We start from the raw sequence: 14882 nt of genomic DNA, 5'->3' as shown, positions 1-14882 counted from the left end.
ATTCCTAAACTCTCCTCTCTTTCGGGTCCGTTCTCAAATCCGTTCAACGAAGAATCTTATTTTTTTATCGATCATGTATCACCTATTACAGTATCCGGAGATCTCTTTACGATAAATTAACACAAGATCGTAGGAGGGTTTTCCATCTCACGTTTCTACCAGGATGCGAACCTCTCGATCACATTTACTGATGGATGGGCATCGTGGTTGAAATCATCGACCGTCTAGAGGATCTCCGCATTCTTGCGACGTCTTGGAACAAGATTGCAGAGCCGTTTGGAAATCCGCTGCTTCGTCACGAGTGGTTTGTCGCTTGTGCCGAGGCCTTTTGCCCGCCGCAGCAACTCTCCATCGTCGTCGTCCGTTCAAAAGGGAAGACCACCGCGGCGGCCCCCTTGGTCTCTGTTCGACAGAAGGGAATCGAACGGCTCGAACTATTGGGTTGTTCTTTTTTGTTTGAGCCGGGCGGGTTTATTTATGAAGACCCGGCCGCGCTGGAAGAACTGGTGGACGGCATCGTCGCTCTGAAGCGGCCGCTGCGCCTGCGAAGGGTCTCCTCCTCCGCTGAAGAAATCCGCCGATTGCGCGAGCGCAGCGAGCGGCATGCCTATTCGACGGTCAAGGAAACGGAGGCGTCGCTCTGGCTCTCTTGTAAAGGGGGATGGTCCGAATTCGAGTCGGCCCTTTCTTCTTCCCGCCGCGCCTGTTTCCGGAGGGCGAAAAGGCGGGCGGAGGCCGAGGGAAAGGTGCAGTTTGAGATGGTCTCTCCCGATGCCGAAAACGTCGATCGTTATCTTGAAGAGCTCCTTGTTGTGGAGACGGCCGGCTGGAAAGGACAACATGGAACGGCGCTGCGGTTAAACGAGCCGCTGAAACGGTTTTTTTATCTCTACGCTCAGGCTGCGGCGCGCCTCGGACTTCTTCGGCTTGGTTTTTTCAGGATGGATGAAAAGGCGATCGCTTCTATGCTGGCGATTGAATATGCGGATCGGCTCTGGGTCTTAAAGACCGGCTATGATGAAGTATGGGCCCGGTGTTCCCCCGGGGCGCTTCTGATGCATGAGATGATCCGTTATGCCTTCGAGCAGGGGCTCGAAGGATATGAGTTCTTGGGAATCGATGAACCTTGGCTGCGGATCTGGACCGACCAGGCCCACTCTTATGTCTCGACCCGGCTCTACCCCTATTCCCTAAAAGGCTTGTTCGGCCTGGGGCTCGATCTCTCTTACCAAGCGGCCGGCAAGGTCATGCGGCGCTTCAAATAAGAAGGCAGGCTCGGAATTGTTGATCCAAATAAAAGAATGGATGGTGCGGCGTCTGGCCGAAAATTACATCGCCGGTCCGCATCTCACCGATGCCCTCCGTCTTTGCCGCCGGATATCCGCCCGCGGGTGGGGGAGTATCCTCTGCCCCTGGGACGGGCCGGGGGATACGCCGGAAGAGGTTCTCTCAAATTATCAAACGGCGTTGCAGACCATCGCCTGCGAAAATTTGGACGCCCATCTCTCGATCAAAGCCCCTTCGCTCCGATATGACTTTGAATTATTGAAGCGGCTTATGGATCCGGCCGCCGAGCGGGGAGCCCGAATCCATTTTGATGCGCAAGATTTTCATACCGCCACGCCGACTTTTCGGCTGCTTGAAAGGGCCGTTCAGTTTTATCCGAACATCGGTTGCACCCTTCCTTCCCGATGGCGTCGGAGTTGTTTCGACGCCGAGCGGGCGATCGCTTTCAGGGTCCCGGTGCGGGTGGTGAAAGGGGAGTGGCCCGATCCGATCAGAGAGGCGATCGATCCGAAGGGGCGCTTTTTGGATCTGATCGATCGGTTGGCCGGCCGGGCTAGCGAGGTGGCGGTCGCCACACACGATCCGGTGTTGGCCCGGGCCGCGTTGGCGCGGCTTCAAAAGTCGGGAACTCCCTGCCGGTTGGAGCAGTTGTGGGGTTTGCCGCTGCGGGCGAAAGAGGTTGCGGAGCCGATGGGGGTTCCTGTCCGGATTTATATTCCTTATGGGCACGCGTGGCTTCCCTACTGTATGGGTGCAATCCGAAGGCGGCCGATTATACTGGCGTGGGCGGCGAGAGATTTTTTTCTGACGAGGCGGTCACTGTGAAGTCATAGAGAGGCGGGTCTCGGCCGATCGCTTGTTTCATCTTGATCATCGGCCTTACTTGTTCCGGTCCGCCTCGACGAATGCCGCGAGTTTGTCGAGCGCCATCCGCCAGCCGATTTCATTGTCGGCCGGCGAGAGGCCGGGCGGCAGGTTGTCATGGACGGCGAGCAGATCGGCGCCGCCGTCCGCGTCGGTGAGGGTGAAGGTAACCGTCATCTCGCCGCGCATCGCGGCGTCATCCGTCTCGAACTCCAGCACTTCAATGACCTGTTCATTGGGAACCAGTTTGACGAAGCGGCCGTGGTAGGTGTCGGTGTGGGCGGTCGTCTTGCCGGTCCCGGTCGGCGCGTCATATGTGAGCGAAATTCTAAATAAGCCCCCTTCGCACGCGTCGAATGTGTGCACGCGGCTGGTCATGCCGTCTGGCACCATCCATGTCGCGACCGCTCGCGCGTCGAGAAGGGCGCGATAGACGTCTGCGCGAGAAGCGTTCAGGTGACGATGAATGCGTGTAGAGGCGGCGGCCATCAGGTAAATCTCCCACAACGGACATCGCTTGGTCCGGCGATGTCGAACGGCTGTGTTACCGGGGTGATGCGGGCTTTCGACCCAGAATACTGGCAAAAGCGATCTGCCCGAACCAGGTCTGCGTCGCGCTTCTTCGCCGGGCTTCCGCTTTCAGCGCCTTCGCGTGCGCCTTGTCGACGCGGCCGGTCTGCACAAGCACGTCGGCTCCCCGGTCAATCCAGGTCAGCATGTAGCCACTTTCCGGCGCTTCGACATAACCGTGACTGCGCATCGGCATGACTTCGAACCCCCCGGCTTTGAGGAACTGCGGCAGACGGCGCACAAGCCAGGGATCGTTCACAAAATTCTGCCGGAACGCTTCGACACACACCTGCAACGGATCAAAGTCTCCGGTCGCGACCGTGGCAGTGGCGTAGTCGCCATCGAAGACCGCGATCCAGCCGCGCGGCCGCAGGACACGCCAGGCTTCCGCGAGGACGCGTTCCGGCTGCGGAACATGACAAAGTGTGGTATGCAAAACAACCAGATCGAAAGCCGCTGCATCAAAGGGCAGGGAGCGGCCGTCTCCTTCCTCAAAGGAGGCATTCGAAATGTTCTGAGCGAGTGCCCGCGCCCGCGCAATGAAGACAGACGAGGGATCGATGCCGGTTGCTTGAGCGACGGCCGGCCACTGCGCGAGCGTGCGCGTTATCGCGCCGGTGCCGCATCCGATTTCAAGGACGTGCGCCTCGGGGGGGAATTCGATTTCGGAGAGATACGACCGTAACATCGCCTGCTGGCGGGGATCGGCAAAGCGAAGCTCGATGACATCGGCGAGACGCTCCTGGACCGCTGGATCGGCCTTGGTAATCGTGGCGTAAACGTCGGGCATAGGAGAACTCCTCTGCAGCGATTTGTGGGTCGGTTACCTGTACCCGGTCGCGTCGGCCGGTTTGCCGGGATCCTGGACCTCAACAAGGTAGCGCCAGGCATCGGGCTGGGAGCCGTCGAGATCGGTAAAGCCATATACTTTCGCGAGCTGGCCGCTCGAAAGAGATTGGCCGTTCCAGCGCGATACCTTGGGATCGGCGGCGAGATGGGCCACGGCGCGGCCGGTGTAACGGGGCGTTTCGCTGATCACGAAGTGGGGCTGCTTCGCGGTGGCATCCCGCCAGTTGGCTTCGGTGACACCGTAGATATCGAGCATCATCTCGGAGCGCAGCCAGCCGGGGGTCAGGGCGACGGCGGTGCATTGATGGGGCGAAAGCTCTTTCGCCTGCGCCCAGGCCATTCGAATGACCGAAGTTTTGGCGAGATCGTAGAAGAGCGACAGACGGTAGTTTGCATTGTTGTATTCGGCCGTGCCGTCGGTCATCTCGACGAGCAGCCCGCCCGGATGTTTGATCAAGAGGGGGAGGGCGAAGTGACTGGTGATGATGTGGGTGTCGATGGCGAGCCGCAGCAGGCGCAAGCCCTTTTCGAGAGAATGCTCCCACACCGGCACGTTCCACTCGGCCAGGAAGTCGGCCCCCCAGACATCGTTGACCAGAAGATCGAGGCGCCCCTGCTCCCGCTCGATCCGCGCCACCAGCGCTTGCACTTGCGCCGGGTCCAAATGATCGACCTGCAGGGCGATCCCCCCGCCGCCGGCTTGCTGGACCATCTCGGCCGTCTCTTCGATCGTTTCGGGGCGGTTGTATTCGGAGCGCTGCGCCCGTGTGGTGCGGCCGGTGCAATAGACCGTGGCGCCCGCCGCGCCGAGCTCGACCGCGATGCCGCGCCCTGCGCCGCGCGTCGCCCCTGAGACCAACGCCACTTTGCCTTGAAGGGGTGGATTCATCTGCCGTTCTCCCGCTTTTATCCGCCCAGGTTCGTTTGATGCCAAACAGGTAGACGCCTTAAAGGCTTTTCTTGCGGCTGTTTTTTAGGTATACGCCGAAACTTGATCCGTTGTCAAACATTTCATGAAAAGATCAAATATGATGGGAACCGATATTAAGAATGAAGAGCAGGGAGAGATCCATGTCGTTGGAATGAGGGTTCCCTCAATGAACTTTCAATGGGGTGGGCCTGCGGGGAGGGGGGTAGGCCTGGTCCAATGCTTCCAGGTCTCGGATCGTCAGATGGACATCGAGCGCTTCGCGGTTCTGTCGAACGTGCTCGATCTTGCTCGCCTTCGCGATGACGATCACCTCCTGCTTTTGAAGTAGCCAGGCGAGCGCCGCCTGGGCCGGGGTGATTCCATGATGCGAGGCGATCTCCTTCAAGAGGGGATCGTCGAGCATGCGCCCCTGCTCGATCGGGGAGTAGGCCATGATCGGAATGTGACGCTTCAGACACCAAGGGAGGAGCGCGGTCTCCACCTCCCGGTGATAAAGATTATAAAGCACCTGGTCGGTCGCAACCTCTTCGCCGTTCGGGACGGTCACCAGCTCTTCCATATCGGGGAGATCGAAATTGCTGACCCCCCAGTCCCGAATCGCCCCGGCCTCTTTCAGCGCTTCGAAGGCTTCGACGGTTTCCGAAAGGGGATAGTCGCCTCTCCAATGAAGCAGGTAGAGATCGAGACGATCGGTCCGCAAGCGATTGAGGCTCCGCTCGCAGGCGGCGACGGTTCCAGACCGGCTGGCATTAAACGGATAAACTTTGCTGACCAGATAGACCTCGTCGCGGCGCCCTTCGATCGCTTCCCCCACCACCTCTTCGGCGCCCCCTTCGCCATACATTTCCGCCGTGTCGATGAGGGTCAGGCCGAGGTCGAGGCCGAAGCGAAGCGCGGCGATTTCTTCCTGCCGCCGTTCCAGCGTCTCGCCCATTCCCCATGTCCCCTGGCCGAGCACGGGGACCGGTACTCCTGAAGGAAGTGTCACGGTTCTCATTGGGTTTCTCCTATCACACTATGAGATCTTGAAGTATTTATAGATATTCTAAGGCGGTTGAGACGATTGGAGCAATACTTCGGGGTGATGATCCTCGTGTGATTGAGTGAGGGAGATTTTATTTTCTGTGTCAGGATGCACATTCTTAAGATTCCTTTAAATGAATAAGAACAGGAGGTCAGATCAGGCGGATTTATTTTCGAGAGGCCTTCGGACCACGTTGTCGGCGGGGCTGTTTTCGGTGGAGGGTTTGAACGAAGTAAAGGGGGCTAAAGGGGACAGATTTATTTTCTAATTCCAACCGAACCTCTCCGGCGATCTTAATCCTCGAAGAGCCTTCCACGCAGAGTCCTTCGTCCCGCAGCAAATTAAAAATGTAGGGAGGGCCTCCTCGTCCGAAAACTGATACGCCTCGTCGATCGGGCGCCGATAAAAGTAATTCTTACGGGGCGACGGGGGTGAGAGTGAAGATGCGGGCGAATCGTGTTGCATCCTTAATATCGCCGCGGCGTAAGGCTTCCCGAACGTCATCGAGTTTGTAGACATCTTCGAGAGCCAAATACGGCGACCAACCCTCATCCGTCTCGATGAGTTCTACCTCGACCTCGGCAATGTATTTGCCTTCTCGGACCAGTTTTGTATGGGATCTTCTCTTCATTGTTTTTTTCTCCGTAGAAAGTCATCTGTCCATTGCGAAGGATCAGGTCGATAGGCCGTGACAAGAACCGCAGGGGAGGAGGTGTTTTTAGGAATTCCCCAAACGACATGAACCGGTTGATCATCTCGATCTTTTTGTAAAACCAATACGCATGGACCCTTTAAATAGTCAGGATAATCTTCCACCACAACGGCCTGTGCGATTCCCTTGATAATATCTCTCACAAAAATCTGATCTGTGGCCAATTCGTCATAACCGTGATCAGAAATCTTCACCTCTCTGCGTTCCACTAAACTCAGAATATGGTTAAAGGTTTCGCTCATAGAGATATGTTAGCATGTAAAAGTAAGTATTGCATGTCAATCGATGCGATGAGGTGATGAACTTGAATAGGCCGTAGAAACGACGAAGTTCATTGCTTGAACCGGATGCACTTTAATGAGAACTCGCTTCCAGCCATTCCGGAACCGGTAACTTCTGTTCCCGTAGGAAGGCCGGGTTAAAGAGCCTCCGTTGGTACCGCAGGCCGCTGTCGGCGAGAATCGTCACGATGGTATGCCCCGGCCCCAACTGGCGCGCCAGCCGAACCGCCCCGGCGACATTGATCCCCGAAGAGCCCCCCACGCAGAGCCCTTCGTCCCGCAATAAATTAAAAATGTAGGGGAGCGCTTCGTCGTCGGGAATTTGATACGCCTCGTCGATCGGCGCGCCGACCAAGTTTTCGGTGACGCGGCTCTGACCGACCCCCTCGGCAATCGAATCCCCCTCCGACTTCAACTCGCCATCCTTGTAATAATTGTAGAGCGCGGCTCCCATCGGATCGGAAAGGGCGATGACCACCTTCGGATTCCGCGCCTTCAGCGCCATACCGACTCCCGCCAAGGTTCCCCCGGTCCCGACGGCGCAGTTGAATCCGTCGATCTTTCCGCCGGTCTGCTCCCAAATCTCCGCGCCGGTCGTCGCAGCGTGGAAGTCGCGGTTGGCGACATTGTCGAATTGTCTCGCCCAGAAGGCGGCGCCGGGCGAGGTTTCGTTCATCTCCTGTGTCAGCCGCTCGGCGATCCGGACGAAATGCCGCGGGGTCGAATAGGGGGCCTCGGGAACCAGCTTCAGCTCGGCCCCGAAGAGCCGCAGCGCCTCGAACTTCTCGGAGCTTTGTGTTTCGGGGATGACGATCAGGGTGCGATACCCCAGGACCCGCCCGATCATCGCCAATCCGATCCCGGTATTCCCCGCGGTCCCCTCGACGATCGTTCCCCCTTTTTTCAAAAGGCCCTGTTTTTCCGCGTGGCGAATAATGCCGAGGGCGGTCCGGTCTTTGATCGACCCGCCGGGGTTGAGGAACTCCGCTTTCCCTAAGATGTTGCAGCCGGTCGCTTCGGACGGCCCCTTCAGCCGAATGAGCGGGGTCCCGCCGATCAGATCGAGCACATTATCACGAATATTCATTCTCTCCTCTATATTTCAATTAGGAATTAAGAGTTACGAATTGAGAGGGTTGGGCAAGCAACCCCCCATGGCGGTGGGGCAGCGCCCCATCCCAGCCTATAAAGTTTTAATCAAAAACCTCTCCCCCAAAAATTTTTCTCTTCACCTTCCCCCGATCCAACGGATGATCATAACCGGGGAGAATGGTCCCGTCCGCCGAATACGGCCCGATCTGCGTCCAGGTTCCTTTTTGCGGAGTGGAAACATATTCCATCTCCAAGATCGCCTTAGCACTTTTATACCCGTATTTGAATGGGATGATCAGGCGAAGCGGAAAACCATGTTCATCCGAGAGCGGCCGGCCGTTCATCGTGTGAACGAGAAGCGAGCGCTCATGAAGCAGCTCTTCGCGCGAGAGATATTCAACGTAAGTATCCCCGCACCGAAAAAGAATACCGACCGCCTCCGGTTTGGGACGGACCCGCTTCTCCAACTCCGAAAGATGAAACCCGCCCCACTCCGCCTTGGCCGACCAACACTCGACACACTTTACCCGCGACACCTGAGCGCGTCCCGGAATGGTGTTCACCTCCGAGAGGGTCAACTCCTGAGGCGCCTCGCAGAGCCCGCCGATCTTCAGGCGCCACTGATCCGCCTTGATCCGTCTGAACGATTTATAGTACTGGATGTAGAACGTTTCGTATTCCCCGTCGCGTGTTTTTCCGACAAACTCCGAGTTCGTCCAAAAACTGAAACCGGCCTCGGCTCGGCGCCACGGATTCACCAGGGAGAGGACGAACCCGGCCGTCCCGAGGATCGTTTTTTTCAAAAAGTCCCTGCGGCCGAACGGATTTATTTCACGCATCGGAATCCTAAGAAGATAAACCGCTGATCGGGTCCCACCAAGATCCGATCGAACGTTGTACTATACTCATAATCGAGGTGAAGATTCCAGACCCCGCCGCGGGCGATCTTCTTTCCCCCTTCGTCTCCGAGGGTCCACTCCCAAACGGAAGAGGCCATCTCCAACGCGCCGTAAGGGGAGAGGTCCTTTTTGTTAAACCCGGCATTTCTTTTGACCATTCCGGAGGTGGAAGAATGGGCCGCCGTTCGAAGCGTTTTGTTCCCCCACGGATAGATTCTCCCGTCGGTGCCGCGGGCCGCCTTTTCCCATTCTTCTTCAGTGGGAAGGCGCTTGTCGAGCCGCTCGCAATACGACTTCGCTTCTTCCCAGGTCACAAGACTGATGGGGTGGTGATCCGCGCCGGGAGGAAAGGCATGCGAAGGGAACGCTTTCTGAAACGCTTTATTTGCGACTTCGACCCGATCAATAAAAAAAGGGGCGAGGGTCACCTCTTTCGGGGAAGCCGGTTTCGTATCGTTTTTCTCTCCCATTAGAAAAGGCCCCTCCGGAATCTGAACCATCTCTTCCGCATGCAGACCGTGAGTAAGAAAGAGCAAACCGAATAAAACGAAAATTTGGGCGAGGGAATATTTTTTCATATACGATGAGTGTTAGGGACCTTCCGCCCGTCTCAGATCGACCGAAACCGATTCCCGTCTTAACCGCGCTTGGAGGGTTTTAGTCTGACGATCTCTTCCGGCTTGAAGACCCCCTTGTCGGTGATGATGGCGGTGATGTATTTGGCGGGGGTGACGTCGAAGGCGGGGTTGGCGGTGGTGGCGCCGGTGGCCCAGATCTGGTTTCCGGCGATGTGGGTCAGCTCGGCCTGATTTCGCTCTTCGATCGGGATTTCATCTCCGGAGGCGATGCTGAAATCGATGGTGGAGTAGGGGGCGGCGACGTAGAAGGGGATGCCGTGCTCTTTGGCGAGAACGGCGACGCTGTAGGTGCCGATCTTGTTGGCGGTGTCGCCGTTGGAGGCGATCCGGTCGGCGCCGACGACGCAGCGCTGGATCTTTCCCCGCCGCATGAAAAAGCCGGCCATGTTGTCGGTGATGACGGTGACCGGGATGCTGTCCTGAACCAGCTCCCAGGCGGTCAGCCGCGCCCCCTGGAGGACCGGCCGGGTTTCGTCGGCATAGACGGCGATCTTCTTGTTCGCCTCCCAGGCGCTGCGAATGACGCCGAGCGCCGTGCCGTATCCGCCTGTGGCGAGGGCCCCCGCGTTGCAATGGGTTAGGACGCCGTCGCCCGCCTCGATCAGCGCCGCGCCGAATTTCCCGATGGCGCGGTTCATCGCGATATCTTCTTTCAGGATGGCGTGGGCTTCTTCCAGCAGGATTTTTTTAAGCGCGTCGGGCGATTCACTTCGATGGGCCTGCGCCGTTTCCTTCATCCGCTGGATGGCCCAGAAGAGATTGACCGCGGTCGGCCGGGTGGCGGCGAGCAGATCGCAGCTCGGAAGAAGCTGTTTGTAGAAATCATCGAAGGATTGGGCGGAGATTTTCTGCGCCGCGAGCGCGATCCCATAAGCGGCGGTGATCCCGATGGCCGGCGCCCCGCGGACCCAGAGCTCTTTGATCCCGCGCGCCACGGTCTCGACATCCTCGCAGTCGACGAAGATCACCTCGGTCGGCAGCTTCGTCTGATCGAGCAGGCGGACCGCCCCTTTTTTCCATTCAACCGCATTCACCATGGGGCCGATTTTAGGGGAAGAGGGAGGGGGTTGTCAATCGATTTGACGCTGTCATTTTCATGAAAAGAAGGGCCCGGTCCGCCGGGGTTTGAAGCGGCGAACCGGCCCCTTTGCTGCGCGGGTGCTTATCGGTTATCGGTCATTTGAGGGGGCTCGACGGAAGAGACGATCTCCTGGATGTCTTTCGGGTAGAGAACGATCTCGATTCGTCGGTTTCTCTGTTTCCCCTCCGGGGTGTCGTTCGGGGCGACCGGCCGGTACTCGGCCAGCCCGACGGCAGACAAGTTGTCCGGAGAGATGCCGAGCTCGGAGAGATATCGGACCACCTGGGTCGCGCGCGAGGCGGAGAGTTCCCAGTTGCTCGGGAATTTTCCCGCGAGCTTGGGGCCGATCGGGACGTTGTCGGTATGTCCCTCGATCCGGATGCTGTTCTCCTTCACGTTCTTCAGGATGTCGCTGACCTTCTTGAGAACCCCTTTTCCTTCGGTGGTCACCTGATCGCTCCCGGAGGCGAAGAGAATTTTATCGACGATCTCTACGGAGAGCCGGTCCTTCAGCTGCGTGATTTTGACGCTTCCGTCGGTGATCTCCTTTTGAAGCTCCCCGATCAGCTCTTGATGGGTCTTCTCCGATTCCCGGAGCTCTCTCTCGCGCCGGGCGGCCTCCTCTTCGGTGACCTTCAACGCCTCCTCCAGCCGGTCGATCATCGCCTGCCGGGACTGATCGGTCTCTTCAAAGGTTCCCTTCATCTGAAGCATCTGGTCTCTTAATTCCTGCTCCGTCTTGTTTCCGGTCTCCTTCGCGAGGGAGAGCTGCTGCTCCAGCAGCGCGAGATCCTTTTCCCGTTTCGACGCGGCCGCTCTCGCCTCTTCGAGCGATTTCTCCAGAGCGGCGCGTTTCTGCTGCTCTTCCTGAAGCTGTGCGGCGGAAGATTCCCGTTGAGCCACCTCCGCCAGGTAGCGGCTTTTCGTGACGCAGCCCCCGGTCCAGAAGAAGAAAAACAAAAGAATGATCCCGCTCAAACGATGTTTCGACTTCATAACGCTTTCTCCATACAGAGAGGTGAGTAAAAAGGGTCAATCGGGATAACAAGGAGATCATCATGATCTTCGCAGATCCTCCTCAGATCAGAGAGGAGGCGTGGTTCGGAAGGAGCGTAGTCCGATCGAACGAAAAGTTCAAGTCGATCTAAACATCTTACGCAATTTCATGAAAAGCTACAAATCAGCCGGACGGATTAGAGTGATCTGGCGCACCGAAAGCCGATCAGCGGATCTCGCTTTTCGGGATCGGCGTAGAAGCGGGTTGTCGTTCGGGTAAGGAGACGAAGCGCGCCGGGTTGATCGCCTCCGATCCCGCCGCGGATGGCGCGGACATTTTTCCGGAAGGGATCGGCGCGATAGGGATTGTTGGGGTAGGGACGATAGAGGTCGGCGGTCCACTCCCATCCGAACCCGACCATCGCTTCGGCGCCGTAAGGGGAGAAGATCGGTTTGGCGGGGAGGGAAGCCCGGACCGCTTTTTCGATTTCCGGATCGAATTGATTTCCCCACGGATAGATTCTCCCATCGGTTCCCCGGGCCGCTTTTTCCCACTCTTCTTCGGTCGGAAGACGTTTGCCCATCGAGTCGCAGTAGTCGGCAGCCTCCTGCCAGGTGAGGCCGGTGACCGGTTGGTCCGGGTCGGCTTCTCTGAGGCCGAAAGGGAGCGGATGGCCGGAGATCATCGCGAAGCGTTGATAGTCGCGGTTGCGGACCTTGGTCCGGTCGATTGCAAAGGTCTCCAGGTAGACGGCGTGGGCGGGGCGCTCGTCTTTGAGAAGCGGTTTGTTCGGGAGGATGGAGGCCGGATCGACCGAGTAGCCGGTTTCATCCGTTCCCATAATGAATTCGCCGGCGGGGATGAGGACCATGCCGGCCGGCGCAGGGTCGTTTGTTCCGTTCCAGAGGTAAAGTCCGGCGATGAAGAGCATGGAGAGAATCATCATCGATGTGATTTTCGACTTCAAAACAAAACCTCCTTGATAAAAGCGAGCAACAACGACTGTTGGAGCGGGATTTCCCCCGCCCAGCACGCTCTTCGCGATTTGGTTAAAAGCGGCAGAAAAGATTTACGCGTCGGGTGAACGGTTGAATAGAGCGGATGAACTCGGGAACGGTAAATCGATCGATTATCTCTTAGCCCCTTTTCCCTGACCCCCGGCGTTCACTCCCCCAACGGCGTCTTTTGCGCAGCGGAAGCCGAAACCTTTGTTCTTGATCTCGGGGGTGAAGCGGCTTCGGTTGTACGACGGGGCGGAGAGGCCGCAGCCGTATGAGAGGCAATCATACCACGATCCCCCTCTTAAAACTTTGTTTTTCATTCCGTAGTGGATATTGGGAAAAGGATTACCGGGGTAGGGAAGATACCAATCGCCGACCCATTCATAAACGTTGCCGGCCATGTCGTAGAGGCCGTAGGGGCTCTTTCCCTCTTCGAAGCTGGCGACCGGCAGGGTGCTCCCCTTCGAGACATCGATCCCTTTGGCCAGCCAGTATTGCGGCGTGTTCGCCTTCTGGAAAGAGAAGGGGGTTCCCCAAGGGAAGTGGCGTCCGTCGGTCCCGCGGGCGGCCTTTTCCCATTCCTGCTCGGTCGGAAGACGCTTGCCGGCCCATCGGCAGTAGGCGTCGGCATCGTACCAGCTGACATAGACGACCGGATGGTTCACCTTGGCGGGAGGGTAGGCGCCGTTTCGCCAGAGGAGCGGCGGATCGGCGCCGCCGGCGTCGACGAAGTTTTTAAAGTGGGCGTTGGTCGTTTCATACACATCGATATAAAATGATTTCACGAAGACTTCATGCTCCGGCTGCTCGTCTTCGTCTCCCGCCCCTTCTGCCGTCGGCCGCCCGTTGTTCCCCATGACGAAGGCGCCTTCCGGGATGAGGACCATCTTCTGCTCGATGATCTTTTCCTCCTTCGTCTGCTGGACCGGCGTGATCTCATATTCGGGGAGGGACGGGCGGTCGCTGTGGCATTCTTGGCACTCTGGCTTGGAGGTATCGGTCTGCAAGGTTGCCCGGTCGGAGTGGCAGTGCAGACAGCTTGGATCGGAGAGGGTCGCGCGGCGGGCGGGGGTCGGGAGGCGGCGCGTCGGAAGCGAGGAGCCCTCCGTCGCCAAAAAAACAGAGACAAAGACCGCCCCCGCCAAAGAAAGGGTGATGATGGATGCGTGACGGATGATTGTGCGGAATGGCATCAATCGATTCCTAGTTCATTCCAGATCCGGTCGATCCGATCGACTACGTTGGGGTCCATCTCGATCCGTATTCCCCATTCCCGATGGGTCTCGGGGGGGATCTTGGTGGTGGCGTCGATCCCCATCTTGGAGCCGAGCCCCGATTCGGGCGACGCGAAGTCGAGATAATCGATCGGGGTGTTCTCGATCGTGAAGGTGTCGCGGGCCGGGTCGACCTGGGTCGAGATCGCCCAGATGACATCTTCCCAGTTCCGGACGTCGATATCATGATCGACGACGATAATATATTTAACATAAAGGAATTGTTTTAGGAAGCCCCAAATACCCAACATCACCCGCTTGGCATGCCCTGGGTATTCCTTCTTCATTGAAATCACGGCGATCCGGTAGGAGCAGGCCTCCATCGGAAGGTGGAAATCGACGATTTCGGAAAAGTTCTGGCGCAGAAGCGGAAGAAATACTTTGTTCAGTGCGAGGCCGACGACGGCGTCTTCGCGCGGCGGCCGTCCCGTCGTGGTGGTGAGATAAATCGGGTCTCTCCGATGGGTGATGCAGGTGATATGGAAAATGGGGAACGGCTCGACCGAATTGTAGAATCCGGTGTGGTCGCCGTGCGGCCCCTCGTCGGCCATCTCGCCGGGGCGGATTTCCCCTTCGATCACGATTTCGCTCGTCGCCGGGACCTCCAGATCGACCGTTTTGCAGCGGACCAACTCCACCGGCTTTTTCCGGAGCAGCCCCGCGAAGTGAAACTCGCCGATCTGATCGGGGACCGGCGTCACCGCGGCGATCGTCATCGCCGGATCGCAGCCGAGGGCCACGGCGACCGGCATCGTCTTCCCCTGCGCCATCCACTGCCGCCAATGTTTGGCGCCGCCGCGGTGTTGGAGCCAGCGCATGATCGTCGTCTTCTTGTCGATCTTCTGCATCCGGTAGATCCCGATGTTGTATTTCCCCTCTTCACCGGTCGGCGGCTTGGTGATCACCAACGGCCAGGTGATCTGCGGCGCAGCATCGTCCGGCCAGCAGTGGAGGATCGGGATCCGATCGAGATCGATTTGATCCCCCTCCAAAACCACTTCCTGACAGGGGGCCCGGCCGACCTTCTTCGGGGAGAGGTGGAGAATCCGGCCGTAGAAGGGGAGATGTTTGACCGCGTCGATAAATCCTTTCGGCGGCTCCGGATGCTGCAGGAAGGCGAGGAACTCGCCGATCTCAAGGAGCCCCGCTTCGTCGGTGTCGAGTCCCAGCGCCACACGCTCGATCGTCCCGTAAAGGTTGATCAGTACCGGGATCGAATGCCCCTTGACCCGCTCGAAGAGAACGGCGGGACCTTTTTTGGCCAGGAGGCGATTGTAGATCTCGGTGATCTCCAGCTTGGGATCGACCTCTTTTTTCACCCGAATAAGCAGTCCCTTCTTCTCGAGCATCTCCATAAATTCGCGCAGATCGGTGTAAGGCAT

The 14882-nt window shown here is 58.0% G+C and carries 16 protein-coding genes; 2 read left to right on the top strand and 14 right to left on the bottom strand.

What is annotated here, in order from left to right; genetic code table 11:
* Positions 1 to 203 precede the first annotated feature (203 nt).
* Both MCM46_02120 and MCM46_02115 read left to right on the top strand, forming a co-directional pair.
* Positions 204 to 1265: a GNAT family N-acetyltransferase gene (locus MCM46_02120; GenBank protein MCG3110596.1), complete on the top strand. Its 1062-nt coding sequence runs from the start codon at positions 204 to 206 to the stop codon at positions 1263 to 1265.
* 19 nt (positions 1266 to 1284) lie between these two features.
* Entirely contained in the window at positions 1285 to 2112 is an 828-nt protein-coding gene (locus MCM46_02115; protein ID MCG3110595.1) for a proline dehydrogenase family protein, read from the top strand.
* Between the two features lie 54 nt (positions 2113 to 2166).
* On the opposite strand, the gene MCM46_02110 is transcribed toward MCM46_02115, so the two are convergent.
* From MCM46_02110 to MCM46_02045, 14 genes are all read right to left on the bottom strand, one after another.
* Positions 2167 to 2544 carry an SRPBCC domain-containing protein gene (locus MCM46_02110; GenBank protein MCG3110594.1) on the bottom strand — a complete coding sequence of 126 codons (378 nt, stop codon included), beginning with the start codon at positions 2542 to 2544 and terminating at the stop codon, positions 2167 to 2169.
* A 151-nt stretch (positions 2545 to 2695) separates the two neighbouring features.
* Positions 2696 to 3511 carry a methyltransferase domain-containing protein gene (locus tag MCM46_02105; protein ID MCG3110593.1) on the bottom strand — a complete coding sequence of 272 codons (816 nt, stop codon included), beginning with the start codon at positions 3509 to 3511 and terminating at the stop codon, positions 2696 to 2698.
* A 33-nt stretch (positions 3512 to 3544) separates the two neighbouring features.
* On the bottom strand, positions 3545 to 4459 hold the full coding sequence (locus MCM46_02100) for an SDR family oxidoreductase (GenBank protein ID MCG3110592.1): 915 nt from the start codon (positions 4457 to 4459) through the stop codon (positions 3545 to 3547).
* A 205-nt stretch (positions 4460 to 4664) separates the two neighbouring features.
* Positions 4665 to 5498, bottom strand: coding sequence for an aldo/keto reductase (locus tag MCM46_02095; GenBank protein MCG3110591.1), 834 nt, complete (start codon positions 5496 to 5498; stop codon positions 4665 to 4667).
* A 442-nt stretch (positions 5499 to 5940) separates the two neighbouring features.
* Complete coding sequence (locus tag MCM46_02090) at positions 5941 to 6156, bottom strand: hypothetical protein (protein ID MCG3110590.1); 216 nt, start codon at positions 6154 to 6156, stop codon at positions 5941 to 5943.
* Complete coding sequence (locus tag MCM46_02085) at positions 6153 to 6479, bottom strand: DUF4258 domain-containing protein (protein MCG3110589.1); 327 nt, start codon at positions 6477 to 6479, stop codon at positions 6153 to 6155. Before MCM46_02085 ends, MCM46_02090 begins: the two co-directional genes overlap by 4 nt.
* A gap of 112 nt (positions 6480 to 6591) precedes the next feature.
* Entirely contained in the window at positions 6592 to 7605 is a 1014-nt protein-coding gene (locus MCM46_02080) for a cysteine synthase A (protein MCG3110588.1), read from the bottom strand.
* Between the two features lie 106 nt (positions 7606 to 7711).
* On the bottom strand, positions 7712 to 8449 hold the full coding sequence (locus tag MCM46_02075; protein MCG3110587.1) for a molybdopterin-dependent oxidoreductase: 738 nt from the start codon (positions 8447 to 8449) through the stop codon (positions 7712 to 7714).
* Positions 8437 to 9009 carry a formylglycine-generating enzyme family protein gene (locus MCM46_02070; protein MCG3110586.1) on the bottom strand — a complete coding sequence of 191 codons (573 nt, stop codon included), beginning with the start codon at positions 9007 to 9009 and terminating at the stop codon, positions 8437 to 8439. Before MCM46_02070 ends, MCM46_02075 begins: the two co-directional genes overlap by 13 nt.
* A gap of 137 nt (positions 9010 to 9146) precedes the next feature.
* A complete protein-coding gene (gene mtnA / locus MCM46_02065) occupies positions 9147 to 10184 on the bottom strand; it encodes an S-methyl-5-thioribose-1-phosphate isomerase (GenBank protein MCG3110585.1) in 1038 nt (345 codons plus the stop codon).
* 125 nt (positions 10185 to 10309) lie between these two features.
* Complete coding sequence (locus tag MCM46_02060; protein ID MCG3110584.1) at positions 10310 to 11224, bottom strand: OmpA family protein; 915 nt, start codon at positions 11222 to 11224, stop codon at positions 10310 to 10312.
* Between the two features lie 197 nt (positions 11225 to 11421).
* Positions 11422 to 12192 carry a formylglycine-generating enzyme family protein gene (locus MCM46_02055; protein MCG3110583.1) on the bottom strand — a complete coding sequence of 257 codons (771 nt, stop codon included), beginning with the start codon at positions 12190 to 12192 and terminating at the stop codon, positions 11422 to 11424.
* 162 nt (positions 12193 to 12354) lie between these two features.
* Positions 12355 to 13419 (bottom strand): formylglycine-generating enzyme family protein, encoded by a 1065-nt coding sequence (locus MCM46_02050; protein ID MCG3110582.1) that lies wholly within the window; start codon positions 13417 to 13419, stop codon positions 12355 to 12357.
* Positions 13419 to 14882 carry a menaquinone biosynthesis decarboxylase gene (locus tag MCM46_02045; GenBank protein MCG3110581.1) on the bottom strand — a complete coding sequence of 488 codons (1464 nt, stop codon included), beginning with the start codon at positions 14880 to 14882 and terminating at the stop codon, positions 13419 to 13421. The genes MCM46_02050 and MCM46_02045 overlap by 1 nt, the downstream gene beginning before the upstream one ends.

It is taken from the genome of Candidatus Manganitrophus morganii, assembly GCA_021651055.1.
Taxonomy (GTDB): Bacteria; Nitrospirota; Nitrospiria; order SBBL01; family Manganitrophaceae; genus Manganitrophus; species Manganitrophus morganii.
Note: the sequence above shows the minus strand (reverse complement) of the source record. Positions and strands in the feature narration are given on the sequence as shown.